At 66.2% G+C, this 14,635-nt stretch carries 10 protein-coding genes; 5 read left to right on the top strand and 5 right to left on the bottom strand.

Features of this window, described 5'->3' with window-relative positions; genetic code table 11:
* Positions 1-22 precede the first annotated feature (22 nt).
* Entirely contained in the window at positions 23-1,462 is a 1,440-nt protein-coding gene (locus AC2EAL_RS06040; protein WP_484723407.1) for a mannitol dehydrogenase family protein, read from the top strand.
* Here the strand turns inward: AC2EAL_RS06040 and AC2EAL_RS06035 are convergent.
* The 3 genes from AC2EAL_RS06035 to secA form a co-directional block, all read right to left on the bottom strand.
* Positions 1,459-2,991, bottom strand: a complete 1,533-nt coding sequence (locus AC2EAL_RS06035; protein WP_484723263.1) for a phosphate ABC transporter substrate-binding/OmpA family protein — start codon at positions 2,989-2,991, stop codon at positions 1,459-1,461. The genes AC2EAL_RS06040 and AC2EAL_RS06035 overlap by 4 nt on opposite strands.
* A gap of 18 nt (positions 2,992-3,009) precedes the next feature.
* Positions 3,010-3,894: a hypothetical protein gene (locus AC2EAL_RS06030; protein WP_484723262.1), complete on the bottom strand. Its 885-nt coding sequence runs from the start codon at positions 3,892-3,894 to the stop codon at positions 3,010-3,012.
* Between the two features lie 189 nt (positions 3,895-4,083).
* A complete protein-coding gene (gene secA / locus AC2EAL_RS06025; protein ID WP_484723261.1) occupies positions 4,084-6,810 on the bottom strand; it encodes a preprotein translocase subunit SecA in 2,727 nt (908 codons plus the stop codon).
* Positions 6,811-6,996: 186 nt separating this feature from the next.
* On the opposite strand from secA, the gene AC2EAL_RS06020 reads away from it, so the two are divergent.
* The 4 genes from AC2EAL_RS06020 (at position 6,997) to AC2EAL_RS06005 (ending at position 11,306) form a co-directional block, all read left to right on the top strand.
* On the top strand, positions 6,997-7,839 hold the full coding sequence (locus tag AC2EAL_RS06020) for a peptidylprolyl isomerase (RefSeq protein ID WP_484723260.1): 843 nt from the start codon (positions 6,997-6,999) through the stop codon (positions 7,837-7,839).
* A 23-nt stretch (positions 7,840-7,862) separates the two neighbouring features.
* Positions 7,863-9,242 (top strand): bifunctional glutamate N-acetyltransferase/amino-acid acetyltransferase ArgJ, encoded by a 1,380-nt coding sequence (gene argJ, locus AC2EAL_RS06015; protein ID WP_484723259.1) that lies wholly within the window; start codon positions 7,863-7,865, stop codon positions 9,240-9,242.
* Positions 9,239-9,637 (top strand): (deoxy)nucleoside triphosphate pyrophosphohydrolase, encoded by a 399-nt coding sequence (locus AC2EAL_RS06010; protein ID WP_484723258.1) that lies wholly within the window; start codon positions 9,239-9,241, stop codon positions 9,635-9,637. Before argJ ends, AC2EAL_RS06010 begins: the two co-directional genes overlap by 4 nt.
* A 136-nt stretch (positions 9,638-9,773) precedes the next feature.
* Complete coding sequence (locus AC2EAL_RS06005) at positions 9,774-11,306, top strand: DUF2125 domain-containing protein (protein ID WP_484723257.1); 1,533 nt, start codon at positions 9,774-9,776, stop codon at positions 11,304-11,306.
* 73 nt (positions 11,307-11,379) lie between these two features.
* Here AC2EAL_RS06005 and infB read toward each other — a convergent pair whose 3' ends face one another.
* Both infB and AC2EAL_RS05995 read right to left on the bottom strand, forming a co-directional pair.
* Entirely contained in the window at positions 11,380-13,959 is a 2,580-nt protein-coding gene (infB, locus tag AC2EAL_RS06000) for a translation initiation factor IF-2 (protein ID WP_484723256.1), read from the bottom strand.
* Positions 13,956-14,624, bottom strand: coding sequence for an RNA-binding protein (locus AC2EAL_RS05995; protein WP_484723255.1), 669 nt, complete (start codon positions 14,622-14,624; stop codon positions 13,956-13,958). The genes infB and AC2EAL_RS05995 overlap by 4 nt, the downstream gene beginning before the upstream one ends.
* Positions 14,625-14,635: the final 11 nt, after the last annotated feature.

The raw sequence follows: 14,635 nt of genomic DNA, 5'->3' as shown, positions 1-14,635 counted from the left end.
TCCGAGAACGGAGTCCGAGATGATGTCCAAGCCAATGGCCGCGGTCGAAGGTCCCGCCTATGACCGTTCGAAACTCACCCCCGGCATCGTTCATATCGGGTTGGGCAACTTCCACCGGGCGCATATGGCCGTCTACCTGGACGACCTTTTCGGCATGGGCCTGAACCACGACTGGGCGATCCTCGGGGCCGGGGTGCGCGAGGGCGATGCCCGGATGCGTGAGGCGCTGAAGGCGCAGGACTGCCTGTCGACGGTGATCGAGCTGGACCCTGCGGGCAAGTCCGCCCGGCGGGTGGGGTCGATGATCGACTTCCTGCCGGTGGAGGCTGATAACGCGGCGCTGATCGCAGCGATGGCGCGGCCGGAAATCCGGATCGTCAGCCTGACGGTGACCGAGGGCGGCTACTTCATCAATCCTGCGACGGGGCAGTTTGACCCCTCGCACCCCGAGATCGTGGCGGACGCGGAGAACCCGCACCGGACGGCCTTTGGCGCGATCATCGCGGCGTTGAAGGCTCGGCGTGCGGCGGGGGTGGCTCCGTTCACGGTGATGTCCTGCGACAACCTGCCGGGGAACGGGCATGTGACGAAGGCGGCGGTGGTGGGGCTGGCAGGGATCAAGGACCCGGCGCTGGCCGACTGGATCGCGGCGAATGTGGCTTTCCCGAACGGGATGGTGGACCGCATCACTCCGGCCACGGGTCCGCGCGAACGGGCGATGGCGGCGGCCTTTGGACTGGGGGATGACCCGGTCCCGGTGACCTGCGAGCCGTTCCGGCAGTGGGTGCTGGAGGACAATTTTCCGGCCGGCCGCCCGGCGTGGGAGAAGGTGGGGGTCACGCTGACGCCCCACGTCCACAATTTCGAGATGATGAAGATCCGCATCCTGAACGGCGGGCACGCGACGATTGCCTATCCGGGCGGGCTGATGGACATCGAATACGTCCACGAGGCGATGGCGAACCCGCTGATCCGGGGGCTTCTCGACAAGGTCGAGGTGAACGAGATCATCCCCTATATCCCGCCCGTCCCCGACACCAACCTGGGCGACTACTACCGGCTGATCGTAGAGCGGTTCAGCAATCCCGAAGTCGCGGATACCGAGCGGCGGCTGTGTCTGGATGGGTCAAACCGGCAGCCGAAGTTCATCGTGCCCTCGATCCGCGATGCGCTGGCGGCGGGCGGGTCGGTGGAGGGGCTGGCCTTGGTGTCCGCGATGTGGTGCCGGTATTGCTATGGCGAGACGGACAGCGGCACGGTGATCCCGCCGAACGACCCGGACTGGGATGCCCTCGTGGCCCGGTCGAAGGCCGCGAAGGCGCGTCCGGCGGCCTGGCTGGAGATGACGACGGTCTATGGCGACCTGGGGCAGGATGCCCGCTTTGCCGGGGCGTTCGAGCGCTGGTTGAACCGGCTGTGGGCGGTGGGGACGCGGCAGACCCTGACCGAATACCTCGCCTAAGGCTGGGGTTCGGGCGCGAGGGTCGGAGAGGTTCCGGGCGGCGCGAAGTCGGGGACGACCCATAGTTCTACCCGGCGGTTCAGCTGACGACCGATGGCGGTTTCGTCGCAGGCCATCGGCAGCGCCTCGCCAAAGCCTTCCACCACCGGCATCTGCGCAGGCGACAGGTCGGGGGCAACAACCGCCAGTTCCTGCGCCACCTTGGCCGCGCGTTCGACCGACAGCGCGAGGTTCGCATCAGCCGCCCCCGAACCATCGGAGAACCCGGCCAGCACCAGCTTTTCATCGCGGAACTGACCGGAGGCGATCAGCTGGGCCAGGTCCTCCAGACTGTCCTGCGACACTGCGTCCAGCGTGGACGAGCCGTCCTCGAACCGGAAGGTGAAGGACAGCCGGTCCGCCCCATCCATGATTCCCGCCAGCCGCTTGAGGTCTTCCAGCGTCACATCCTCGCCCGCGCCCTGGATCGCATTCAGGAGCCGCAGCCCGTCGGCCGTCATCGGCTGGCGCGAGGCTGAACGGTCGATGAACCCGGCCGTCGCCACCGCTTCGCCCGAGGCCGGGGTGCGCAGGAAGGCGATGAATTCCCGCGTCAACAAGGGCAGCCGCCGCTTTGCCGCCAGAAGCGACACCGGCAGAGACAGCGGATAGTCCCCGGCCTTGATCGCCAGCGTGTTCGGCAACAGCGGAAAGCCGCAGCTGTCGGTCAGGGGCATTCGCCGCGCTGGAACAATCGCCGACCGACCGGTAAGCGCGATGGCCCAGGGGTCCTTGGCCACTGCCTCGGCCAGGCTGGCAAGGTCAGGGTGCACCACATCGGCCGCACCGATCTGACCCAGCCGGTCCGCCAGCGCCTGCTGCAGGTCAGTCCCCGGATCAAGCGCGTGCACGACCAGCGGCATGTCCGGGCCACCGATCTGAGCCCAGCTGTCGACCTCTCCGGCCAGGACGCGGGCCAGATCGACGGTCGAGATTTCCGGCGTCGGATTGTCCGGAGCGACGATGACGACCATTGCATCCATCGCCAGGGAATGCGCGCGCAGGTCCGGCTCGCTGCGGAAGGACAGCTTCAGGTCGGCGTCCCCGGCCTGCACCGCCGCGGTCGCGGCCTCCGGGTCCATCGGCTGGAACGAGACATCGGCCAGGTCCTGCCGGGTGGCCGGGTCCAGGATGCGGGCTGCGTACCCGTCACCCGGCACGGGTTCGTAGATCAGGCCGCGCGCGTCGGCGAAGGCCTGGATCATCGGCGGCAACAGCGCCGCGGCATCCGGCGCGCCGACCACGCGGATCACCGCCTTGGGCGCGACCAGATCGGGACAGGCCGGGCCTTCGCAGATCACACCCTCGCCATCGACGGTGAGAAGGCCATAGCTGGTGTCGATCCGGTAGAATTCGCCGTCATAGCCCTGCAGGGTTCCGGTCAGCACGATGCCGCCTTCACGCGCCACCAGGGTGATATCCTGGGCGGCAGCGGACTCACCTACGAACGCGGCAACGCACAGCGCCGCCAGCCCTGCCTTCACACCCATCTACTGCCGTTCCGGACCTTACTTCGGAGCGGCGAGTTTCAGGGCAGGCGCAAGATTCTTCAACATGAGAATGTCGCCGACGGTGCCGCACAGCGGAACCGCGACCATTTGTTCCTGCACGGTGACCTGTCCGGCTGCAGAATAGATCGTGCCAAGGCGCAGGGTCTGGCCGCAGGAGGCCGGGGTGATGCGCAATTCGCCGGTCAGGTCGACCGCGCCCAGGTCCTTGCCCGGGACGGAGTAGACGCTGGCCATGACCGGCGACTGGACGTCGGAGACGCCTAGCGAGATCACCTGCCGGGTTCCGTTCGTGAACGAGGCCGGGGTGCCGACCAGCACCATGTCGCCGTCCGTCGCGCGCAGTTGCAGTTCGGTCGGCCATTCCCAGGCGATGGCATAGCGGGTGTAATCGGCAACCTCGGGCACCCGGATCTTGCCCAGGACCAGGCGGGCATCGGCCAGATAGACCGCCACCATCGCATCGGCCTTCAGGGCGGGAAGCAGAACGCGAGCGCTGCCGCTGGGTTCGGTGCGGGCGGTGAAGGACAGGCCGGAATGCCGGACGATGATCCGTTCGTTCCGGTTGCAGGGTGCCGACAGCGACATGAGGATCATTGCCCCCGGCGCGGTGGTCAGGTCCATCCGGGGCCGGCAGTGATCGCCACCACTGGGCTGGGTGGTGGCCGCAACAGGGGTGATGCTGACCACGTCGCCAATCGCATGGCCCGAATGACCTGCCAGCGATGCAGACTTCGGCACCATGCCAGTGCCCGCCATGACAACCGTCGTATCGGACGATTCGGGAAGCCCGCTCTCGACCATAAGCAGGGGTTGCTGCGCCGACTGCCCCTTGCGGCTTTCAGCCGTATGCGCAGCAGCGAAGGCAACCGCTGCAGCGGCCACGATACGTAGAACCTTTTTGCCCCAAAGCATGGCAGTGCCCCGGTACGAGAATCGCACCGTTTACGGCTAGGGGGCAATCAGGGCGGAGAAATGGCATTAATTGGGTCGCCTTGGGGTTTGCTTGGAAAAGGACATGAAAACGCCGCGTCAATCGACGCGGCGCCAGAATCTTGTCCTGCTTTATGATGCTTACGCGATGCGTCCGTGACAGTGCTTGAACTTCTCGCCCGAGCCGCAGGGGCAGGGATCGTTGCGGCCCGGATTGCCCCAAGTGGAGGGATCGGCCTCGTCAAAGCCGGCAAACCGGGTGCCTGCTGTCGCTGCCGGGGCTGCCACCAGGGTTGCGGCGGCGGCTGCAGGTGCGGCCGACTTTTCGGCGGCGGCCTCTTGCGCGGCCAGCATCTGCCGCATCACCGCTTCCTGCTCTTCCTTGGTCACCGGACGGATGCGCGACAACTGCTGGGTGGTCTGCTCTCGCAGCGAGTTCAGAAGACCTTCGAACAGCTGGAAGGCTTCGGTCTTGTACTCGTTCAGCGGGTCGCGCTGCGCATAGCCGCGGAAGTTCACCACGGACCGCAGGTGTTCCAGCCTAAGCAGGTGTTCGCGCCACTTGCTGTCGATGGACTGGAGGAGCACCTGCTTTTCGATGGTCTGCATGGTCGAGGCGCCGAACTGTTCGGCCTTTTCGGCCATCATCTTGTCGGAGGCTTCGATGATCCGGTCCAGGATCACCGCCTGATCCACGCCTTCCTCGGCGGCCCAGGCGGCGATGGGCAGGTCCATGTTCAGCATGTCGCGGACGGAAGCCGTCAGCGCGTCAGTATCCCAGGCGTCCGGGTAGGACTTGGGCGGCATCGCAAGGTCGACGAGGTCCTCGACCAGCTGGTGGCGCATATCGGCGGCGACGTCGCCGACGTGGTCGGCCTGCATGATTTCCATCCGCTGCGAGAAGATCGCCTTGCGCTGGTCGTTCATCACGTCGTCGAACTTCAAGAGCTGCTTGCGGATGTCGAAGTTGCGGCCTTCGACCTTGGCCTGCGCCTTTTCCAGCGACTTGTTGACCCAAGGGTGGACGATGGATTCGCCTTCCTTCATGCCCAGCGTCGACAGGATCTTGTCCAGCCGGTCCGAGCCGAAGATGCGCATCAGGTCGTCTTCGAGGCTAAGGAAGAACGCCGACCGCCCCGGGTCACCCTGGCGGCCCGAACGGCCGCGCAGCTGGTTGTCGATCCGGCGGCTTTCGTGGCGCTCGGTCCCCAGGACGAACAGACCCCCGGCCTGCTTGACGGCCTCTTCCTCGTCCTTGTGTTCAGCCTCGATCCGGGCACGCAGGGCGACGTGGTCGCCCTCGGGGTCCGCCGCGATGGCCTCCATGATCTTGAACTCGACGTTGCCGCCCAGTTTGATGTCGGTGCCGCGGCCCGCCATGTTGGTGGCGATGGTCACCGCGCCCAGCTTGCCCGCGTCGGCGACGATCTTGGCTTCCTGTTCGTGCTGGCGCGCGTTCAGGACGGAATGCGGGATGTCTTCCTTCTTCAGAAGCGCGGACAGCTGCTCCGACTTCTCGATCGAGGTGGTGCCGACAAGGATCGGCTGACCCTTTTCATGCGCTTCCTTGATGGCCTTCAGGATGCCGTCGTACTTTTCGCGGGCCGAGCGGAAAACCTGGTCATGTTCGTCGATCCGGGCGACGGGGCGGTTCGTCGGAACCTCGACCACGCCCAGCCCGTAGATCTCGCGGAATTCCTCGGCCTCGGTTGCGGCGGTGCCGGTCATGCCGCCGAGTTTCTCGTACAGGCGGAAGTAGTTCTGGAAGGTGACGCTGGCATAGGTCACGTTCTCGGGGTTGATCTTCACCCCTTCCTTCGCCTCGATGGCCTGGTGCAGCCCGTCCGACAACCGCCGGCCCTTCATCATCCGGCCAGTGAATTCGTCGATCAGCATCACTTCGCCGTTCATCACGACATACTGCTGGTCTTTGTGGAACAGCTTGTGCGCCCGAAGCGCCTGGTTGACGTGGTGCACGATAGAGGTGCTTTCCGCGGAGTAGAGGTTCTGCCCTTCCGGCAGGATGCCCGCCTGGCGCAACAGGTCCTCGATCACGTCGTTGCCCTCTTCCGTCAGGGTCACGCCGCGGGTCTTTTCGTCGATCGCATAGTGTTCCGGCTGCAGATGCGGGATCACCTTGTCGACAGCGGTGTAAAGCGGGCTGCGGTCCTGGCTGGGGCCCGAGATGATAAGGGGCGTCCGCGCCTCGTCGATCAGGATCGAGTCGACCTCGTCGACGATGGCATAGTAGTGCCCGCGCTGCGCCATTTCTTCCAGCGAGGCTTTCATGTTGTCGCGCAGGTAGTCGAACCCAAGCTCGTTGTTCGTCGCATAGGTGATGTCGGCGCGGTAGGCCGCCATCTTCTCGGCGTCGGGCTGGTGGGCATAGACCACGCCCGTCGTCAGCCCCAGGGCCGAATAGACCTTGCCCATCCATTCCGCGTCGCGCTTGGCCAGGTAGTCGTTCACCGTGACGACATGCACGCCCCGCCCGGTCAGCGCGTTCAGATAGGCGGCGAAGGACGCCATCAGCGTCTTGCCCTCGCCCGTCTTCATCTCCGAGATGTTGCCCTGGTGCAGGAACATCGCGCCTTTCAGCTGCACGTCGAAGGCCCGCAGCCCCAGCGCGCGACGGGCGCCTTCACGGCAGTTGGCAAAGGCTTCCGGCAGGATCGCTTCCAGGCTTTCCCCGCCTTCCTGCACCCGCTTCTGGAACTCACGCGTCTTGGCGATGATGCCTTCGTCTGTCAGCGCCTGGTATTCAGGCTCCAGCGCGTTGATCTGTGCCACCACCGGGCGGACGGACTTTACCTTGCGGTCGTTCGGCGACCCGAACACCTTCCGCGCGAGCGATCCCAGTCCCAGCATGTTTTCTCCGTGGGCGGCTTCTGACAGCATCGTGTGGCTCAGAGACTTGCCCGCCCCGACGGCCTTCCATAGAAGGGCCAGAGAGTGACCGGACGGCCCCGTCCCACGCGACTGTCGCGATGTAAGGGGGATGCCGGGGATAGTCAACGAGAACGGGCCGGGCGCCCCGATCAGGAGATGGTGAAAATGACGAAACGTTCAGGCTTCTGGTCGGTTCTGGCGCTGACGGCAGTTCTTGCCGGACCCGCGCTTGCCGAAGGCGAAACGGCGGACACCGTGGTAGCCACGGTCAATGGTACGAAGATCACCCTGGGCCACATGATCGCACTCCGCGAAACGCTGCCGCCGGAATACCAGCAGCTGCCCGATGACGTGCTGTTCAAGGGCATCTTCGAACAGCTGATCCAGCAGGAAGTGCTGGCCCAGTCGGTCGCAGATCTGTCGCCGCGGTCGCAGGCATTGCTGGACAACGACAAGCGCGGTCTGGTCTCGGGCATTGCCATCGAAGGGATCGTGAAGGAAGCGGTGACCGATGCAGCGCTGCAGGCGGCCTATGACGCACGCTTCCAGGGCGCAGAGCCGCAGACAGAATACAACGCTGCGCATATCCTGGTGGAAACCCAGGAAGAGGCGAACAAGATCAAGGAAGAACTGGCCGGCGGGGCGAATTTCGCAGAAGTCGCCAAGGCCAAGTCGACCGATACCGGATCGGGAGCCAATGGCGGCGATCTCGGCTGGTTCGGGCTTGGCATGATGGTCAAGCCGTTCGAGGATGCCGTCGTCGCTGCCAAGGTGGGCGAGGTGTCGGGTCCGGTGCAAAGCGAATTCGGCTGGCACCTGATCCTCGTCAAGGAAACCCGGGTTGCCGAACAACCGACGCTGGACCAGATGCGTGACGAACTGGCCGCCGAGGTCGAGGACGCCGCGATCACCGCGAAGATCGATGAGCTGACCAAGAGCGCCACGGTTACGCGTGAAGGCGAGGCGCTGGATCCCGCGCTGTTGAAGAACACCGGACTGATCGACTGATACCCCGAACCCGGAGGACCGCGATGGCAAAGACCGACTGGAAGGCCGAAGCGAAGGCGCTGAAGAAGAAGGTCCGCAAGCTGAAGGACCAGGTCACCGCCGCCGCCGGTCCGGTGGCCGAGGCGGTGCAGGACGCGGTGGGGGATGTGGTCAAGGCGGCGAAGAAGGCTCTGAAGCCGGTCTCGCCCTTGGCCCCGGAAAGCTTTCCGGTCCTGCCTGCGATCAAGGGTGCCGAGTTTGCCGCGGTCGAGGCCGGGGTGCGCTATCAGAACCGTAAGGACGTAATGCTGGTGCGCCTTGCCCCGGGGACCACGATGGCCGGGGTGTTCACCCGCTCCTCGACCCGGTCGGGCTGCGTGCGGGATTGCCAGGCGAAGCTTGCCATGAAGGTCCCGGCCGATGCGGGGGCGGCGATCATCGTGAACTCGGGCAACTCCAACGCCTTCACCGGCAAGGTCGGGGATGAGGCGGTGGCCGCCGTGACTGGCGCCGTCGCCGAGGCACTGGGGGTTCCGGCATCGCGGGTATTCTCCTCGTCGACGGGCGTCATCGGTGAGCCGCTGCCGTTCGAGAAGATCACCGCGAAGGTTCCCGACCTGGTGGCCGCGCTGACGGAAGACGCGGTGGAAATGGCCGCGCAGGCGATCATGACCACCGACACCTTCCCCAAGGGCGCGGCGGCCACGGTGCAGGGAGAGGGCGGGACGATCCACATCTCGGGCATCGCCAAGGGTTCGGGCATGATCGCGCCCGACATGGCGACGATGCTGGTCTACATCTTCACCGATGCCAAGATCGGGGCGAACCAGCTGCAGAAGATGATCTCGCGCAATGTCGATGCCACGTTCAACTCGATCACGGTCGACAGCGATACTTCGACTTCGGACACGCTGTTGATCGCCGCCACGGGCCAGTCCCCGGCGGCGGAACTGAAAGGCCCGACGCTGAAGGCCTTCGAGACCGCGCTGCATGGCGTGATGCGCGACCTTGCCCTGCAGGTGGTGCGGGATGGTGAGGGCGCGACGAAGCTGGTCGAGGTGCGCGTCACCGGCGCGGCCTCGGACGAAGACGCGGCCAAGGTGGCGTTCAGCATCGCCAACTCGCCGCTGGTGAAGACCGCCGTCGCGGGGCAGGACCCGAACTGGGGCCGGATCGTCGCCGCCGTGGGCAAGTCCGGCGCGCAGGCGGACCGCGACAAGCTGACGATCCGGTTCGGCGATATCCTGGTGGCGCAGAATGGCTGGCGGAACCCGGACTACAAGGAAGCCGACGGCGCGGCATACATGCAGGGGCAGGAACTGGTCTTTGCCGTCGACCTTGGCCTGGGCAAGGCGAAGCGGTCGGTCTGGACCTGCGACCTGACCGCCCGCTACGTCGAGATAAACGCCGACTACCGGTCGTGAAGACGATCCTCGTCTCTGCCGTCGCCCTGATCGACCCCGACGGGCGGGTCCTTCTGGCCCAGCGGCCCGCGGGCAAGTCGCTCGCGGGGCTGTGGGAGTTTCCGGGCGGCAAGGTCGAACCTGGGGAAACCCCCGAGGCCGCACTGATCCGCGAGCTGAAGGAAGAACTGGACATCGACACCTGGGCCTCGTGCCTGGCGCCGCTGACCTTTGCGAGCCATACCTACGAGGATTTCCACCTTCTGATGCCGCTGTTTGCCTGCCGCCGCTGGCAGGGGACCGTCCGGTCGCTGGAGGGGCAGGAGCTGGCCTGGGTCAAGCCGAACCGGCTGCGCGACTATCCGATGCCGCCCGCCGACCTGCCGCTGATCCCGATCCTGCGCGACTGGCTGTAGACCTGTCCAGCGTGGACAGAATACCGGCTTCAATCTTTCCAAGCACTTGCAAGTCCGGATTCAGGACTCGTTAAGCTCTTGACGGCAGCCTGTGGGCAAGGCGACTCTGCGCGCGCCGCCTCTGGAAGGACCCGACATGACCCCGATCCGCGCCGCGTTCCTGAGCCTGAGCCTGACCGCCCTGCCCGCCGCCCCAGGCCTTGCGCTGACGGCCGAGGAGGTCTGGGCCGATTGGACGCGGCTGGCGCGCGAGGCCGACCTGACCATCGCCGCCACCACCCGACGCGAGGGGGACCGGCTGGTGGTCAGCGGGATCCGCATTCCGCTGGGCCCGCCCGGCGAAAGGGTCGACCTGCAACTGGACCGGATTGAGTTGCAGGACCTGCCGGATGGGCGCGTTGCCGTGCTGCTGCCGCCGCGCTTTCCGGTCACCATCGAAGGCCCAGGCGACACGGGGCCCGAGCGGGTGGTCCTGTCGGCCTCGGCCCCTGCCCTGTCGCTGGTGGTGTCGGGCATCGGCCAGACCGCAGCCTTTGACCTGACGGCGCCGAGCCTGGCGCTGACGCTGGACCGGGTCGAGCCGCCGCAACCCGAAACGGTCGAGGCGACGATGGCGCTGGCCGATCTGGTGGTCGCACACAAGATGGACCTGCTGGCCGACACGCAAGAGCTTGCGACCACGGCAAGCCTGGGCGCGCTGCGGGGCGAGGTGCGGTTCGACGACGGCAAGGAGGAACGCGGCACGATCACCTTTGACCTCGCGGGGATGACCGGAGCAGCGACAGCGGTCCTGCCGCCCGGCTTTGTGCCCGATCCGGCGAACCCGGACCAGCCGCCGCCGGAAGTGGCTGATTTCCTTGACCTTCTGGCACAGGGGCTGCGCCTGTCGGGCGAAGCGACGGTCTCTGGCTTTGCGATGAAGGCCGACCTGACCGAATCGTCCGAGGGCGGCCTGGTCGACATGACGCTTGAATCCGGCAAGGTGTCCGCCGGGCTGGACCAGACGGCGGCCCACTACGAGATCGCGCTGGGCAAGATGGGCATGACCGGGCGGGACCTGCCTGACCCCGAGCTTTCCAACATCGAGATGAGCCTGAAGGATGCCGGGTACGGCGTGTCAGTCGGGATCGGCGACCTTGTCTCGCCCCAGGACGCGCGGTTCTGGGTGCGGATGACCGAGCTGACGCTGCCGCCGGAAGCCTGGGCCGAGGCCGACCCGTCGGGCGCTTTGGGGTCGGGGCCGATTTCCTGGGCGCTGGAGGTGACGGCGCGCTATGCGCTGGGGGCCGAGATGCTGCAGCCGGGTTGGGAGCCGGTGCCGGGGGCTTTTCCGCCGATGGACCTGATCGAGGTCGCGCTGAAAGAGCTGGCCTTCACCGGCGCGGGTATCCGTGTCGGAGGGTCGGGGGCGCTGGGGTTCGACGAAAGCGATGTGGTGACGTTCGAGGGTCTGCCTGCACCCGAGGGCAAGCTGTCCTTTTCCGCCGAAGGGGTGAACGGTCTGATCGACCGGCTGGTGGCGGCGGGCATGATCCCCGAGGACGAGCTGGCGGGCTTGCGGATGGGCCTGATGTTCATCGCCAAGGCCGGGCCGACGCCGGACAGCCTGGTGTCAGAGCTGGAGTTCCGCGACAAGGGGTTCTTCCTGAACGGGATGAAGATCCGCTAGGTCCCGCGCCCACTGCACTGGACAAGAAAAAAGCCGGGACAAAGCCCGGCTTTTTTCGTGATTTTTCAACGGGTCACTCCAGCGTGCGCTGGATTTCTTCGCGTTCGAAGATTTCGATGACGTCGTTCTGACGGATGTCCTCGTAGTTCTCGAAGGCCATGCCGCATTCCTGGCCCGAGATGACTTCCTTCACCTCGTCCTTGAAGCGTTTCAGCGTCTTCAGCGTGCCTTCGTGGATCACCACGTCGTCGCGCAGCAGTCGCACGCCAGCCGACCGGCGGGCAACGCCTTCGGTGACCAGACAGCCGGCCACCTTGCCGACGCCCGAGACCTTGAAGACCTCGAGAATCTTGGCGTAGCCGATGAAGTTCTCGCGCACTTCGGCCTTGAGGAGGCCCGAGGCGGCGGCTTTGATGTCATCGACCAGGTCGTAGATGATCGAGTAGTAGCGGATCTCGACGCCCTTCTGGGTGGCCGAGGCCCGCGCGGTTGCGTTCGCACGGACGTTGAAGCCGATGATCGGGGCCTTCGAGGCCTCGGCCAGGGCCACGTCGGTGTCGGTGATGGCACCCACACCCGAGTGCAGCACGCGGACGCGGACCTCGTCGTTGCCGATCTTCTCCATCGCCTGGACGATGGCTTCGGCAGAACCCTGGACGTCGGCCTTGATGAGGATCGGCAGTTCGGCCACCGACTGGTCGGCCTTGGCCTTGGCCATCAGCTGTTCCAGCGTGGTCGCAGCGCCAGCCGCAGCCCGCTTGTCCTTGGCGGTCTTGATCCGGTAATCGGCGATCTCGCGGGCCTGCGCCTCGGTCTCAACGACGTTCAGCGTGTCACCGGCGGAGGGCGTGCCGGAGAGGCCAAGCACTTCCACGGGGACCGAGGGTCCGGCCTCGGTGATGGTCTCGCCCTTGTCGTTGATCAGCGCGCGGACCTTGCCCCACTGTTCGCCGACGACGAAGATGTCGCCCTTGCGCAGCGTGCCGTTCTGGACCAGCACCGTGGCGACAGGACCCCGGCCGACGTCAAGCTTGGCTTCGATCACCGCCCCCGACGCCGCCCGGTTCGGGTTGGCGCGAAGCTCAAGGACCTCGGCCTGCAGCGCGATGGCTTCCAGGAGGTCGTCAAGGCCGAGGCCGGTCTTGGCCGAAACCTCGACGTCCTGCACGTCACCGGACATGGCTTCGACCACGACTTCGTGCTGCAGCAGGTCGGTGCGCACCTTGGTCGGGTTCGCCTCGTGCTTGTCGATCTTGTTGATCGCCACGATCATCGGGACCTTGGCGGCCTTGGCGTGGTTGATCGCTTCGACCGTCTGCGGCATCACGGCGTCATCTGCCGCGACCACCAGCACCACGATGTCCGTCACCTGAGCCCCGCGCGAGCGCATGGAGGTGAAGGCCGCGTGGCCGGGGGTGTCGAGGAAGGTGACCAGCTGGCCGTTCGGAGTCTTCACCTGGTAGGCGCCGATGTGCTGGGTGATCCCGCCGGCTTCGCCGGTGACGACGTTGGTCTTGCGGATCGCGTCCAAGAGCGAGGTCTTGCCGTGGTCGACGTGGCCCATGATCGTGACGATCGGCGGGCGGGTCAGCAGGTCGTCGTCCTTGTCCTTGACGGTGTCGATGACCTGTTCGACGTCAGCGTCCGACACGCGGACAGCCTTGTGGCCGAATTCCTCGATCACCAGTTCCGCGGTGTCGGCGTCGATGGCCTGGTTCATCGTGACCATCATGCCCATCTTCATGAGCGCCTTGACCACGTCGGCGGCCCGTTCGGCCATGCGGTTGGCAAGTTCGGAGACCACGATGGTTTCCGGCAGCTGCACGTCGCGCACCTGCTTTTCGGCCTTGTGGCCAAGACCCAGCGCCTTGGCGCGGGCCTTTTCCTGCTTGCGCTTGATCGCGGCCAGGCTGCGCTGGCGGCCGCCTTCGTCGCTGATGGCGTCCGAGAGCGTGAGCTTGCCAGAGCGGCGGCCTTCATCTCCGCCACGCTTGGCGCCACGGTCGGCGCGGTCGTCCTTTTCGCGGTCGGTCTTGCGCGGGCTGAGGCCGGGCTTGGCCGCAGCGGGACCACGGGCTTCTTCGGTCGCGGCCGGGGCAGCGGGTGCAGGACGTTCGCCAGGCTTGGCGGTGGCGGGTGGCGGCGTGGTCGACCGTGCGCGGGTGCCCAGCACATCGGCCTTGCGGGCCTCGGCAGCGGCAACCTTGGCGGCGGCTTCGGCCTTGGCGGCACGTTCCTCTTCCTCGGCCTTCTGGCGTAGGGCTTCCTCGCGGGCGCGGTCCTCGCGTTCCTTCGCCTCGATCTCGGCGCGACGCTGGGCGCGCTCTTCCTCGCGGGCCTTGTCCTCTTCCGCGCGGCGGGCAGCATCCTCGACCTCACGCGCCTTGGCGGCACGCAGAGCGGTCAGGCGACGCTCCATCTCGGCGTCGGAAATGCCGGCGGGGCGTTTCGACGGATCGCCAAGCCCGGTCGGCGCCGAGCCCGTGCCAGCGCCCGGCGCCCCCGGTTTCACCGGAGTGGGCACCACAACGCGCTTGCGTTTGGTTTCGACCACGACGCTCTTGGTCCGGCCATGGCTGAAGCTTTGCTTCACCTGTCCGGGACGGGGGGCGCCCCCAAGGCCAAGAGGTTTCTTGCCGTCAGTATCGCTCATGCGTTCTTCGTATCCTTCATGGCGGTCGTACCGCCGTCATCCCCGCCCGACTGATTTGGCACCTGAAAAGTCAAATGCCCCCGCAGTCCGGCGAGTTTTGCCGCTTCCTCTACAACACGTGTCCTGAGTCCACCAGCGGCAAGCGCGGCGTGTATCGCACGTTCGCGCCCGAATGCCAAACCGATTTCCCCAGCCGAAAGGCAGCCGACAAAGCCGTTTGCGCCATCAGGCGCGTGCAGCTTGGTCTTGCCCCGTTCCGACCCGTCGCTGGCCTGGATCAGCGTCGCCGCCTGCCCCTTGACCAGCCAGTCCTTCACCTTCTCGTAGCCCGTCACCGCCTCACCGGCCTTGCGGGCCATGGAAAGGAGGTCGACCGTCCGTTGCAGCACCAAACGCTCGACCAGATCGGCGAGCCCCTCGGGCGCTTTCACCGGCTGGCGCGCGGCGCGGGAGAAGAGGTTCTTCTTGACCGCTTTGTCGATCGCCGTCCGATCCGCCGAGACATAGATGCCCCGGCCCGGCAGTTTCCCAAGCACGTCCGGGACGATCTGACCGTCAGGTCCCGCGACAAAGCGGACGAGGCCCGCCTTTGGCTGGCTTTCCCCGGTCGCAATGCACTTGCGTTCCGGATCGTCCCGTTCTTTTTCCCGGCCGCCGCGCGTCATTGCGCGTAACC

Source organism: Tabrizicola sp. T74, from assembly GCF_057219935.1.
This window is presented reverse-complemented; position numbering and strand designations above follow the sequence as displayed.

Excerpts from the sequence above, each read along its gene's own strand:
- AC2EAL_RS06005 (WP_484723257.1), top strand. The coding sequence starts at position 9,774 with ATGACCCCGATCCGCGCCGCGTTCCTGAGCCTGAGCCTGACCGCCCTG.
- AC2EAL_RS05995 (WP_484723255.1), bottom strand. The coding sequence starts at position 14,624 with ATGACGCGCGGCGGCCGGGAAAAAGAACGGGACGATCCGGAACGCAAG.
- secA (WP_484723261.1), bottom strand. The coding sequence starts at position 6,810 with ATGCTGGGACTGGGATCGCTCGCGCGGAAGGTGTTCGGGTCGCCGAAC.
- AC2EAL_RS06020 (WP_484723260.1), top strand. The coding sequence starts at position 6,997 with ATGACGAAACGTTCAGGCTTCTGGTCGGTTCTGGCGCTGACGGCAGTT.
- AC2EAL_RS06035 (WP_484723263.1), bottom strand. The coding sequence starts at position 2,991 with ATGGGTGTGAAGGCAGGGCTGGCGGCGCTGTGCGTTGCCGCGTTCGTA.
- infB (WP_484723256.1), bottom strand. The coding sequence starts at position 13,959 with ATGAGCGATACTGACGGCAAGAAACCTCTTGGCCTTGGGGGCGCCCCC.
- argJ (WP_484723259.1), top strand. The coding sequence starts at position 7,863 with ATGGCAAAGACCGACTGGAAGGCCGAAGCGAAGGCGCTGAAGAAGAAG.
- AC2EAL_RS06040 (WP_484723407.1), top strand. The coding sequence starts at position 23 with ATGTCCAAGCCAATGGCCGCGGTCGAAGGTCCCGCCTATGACCGTTCG.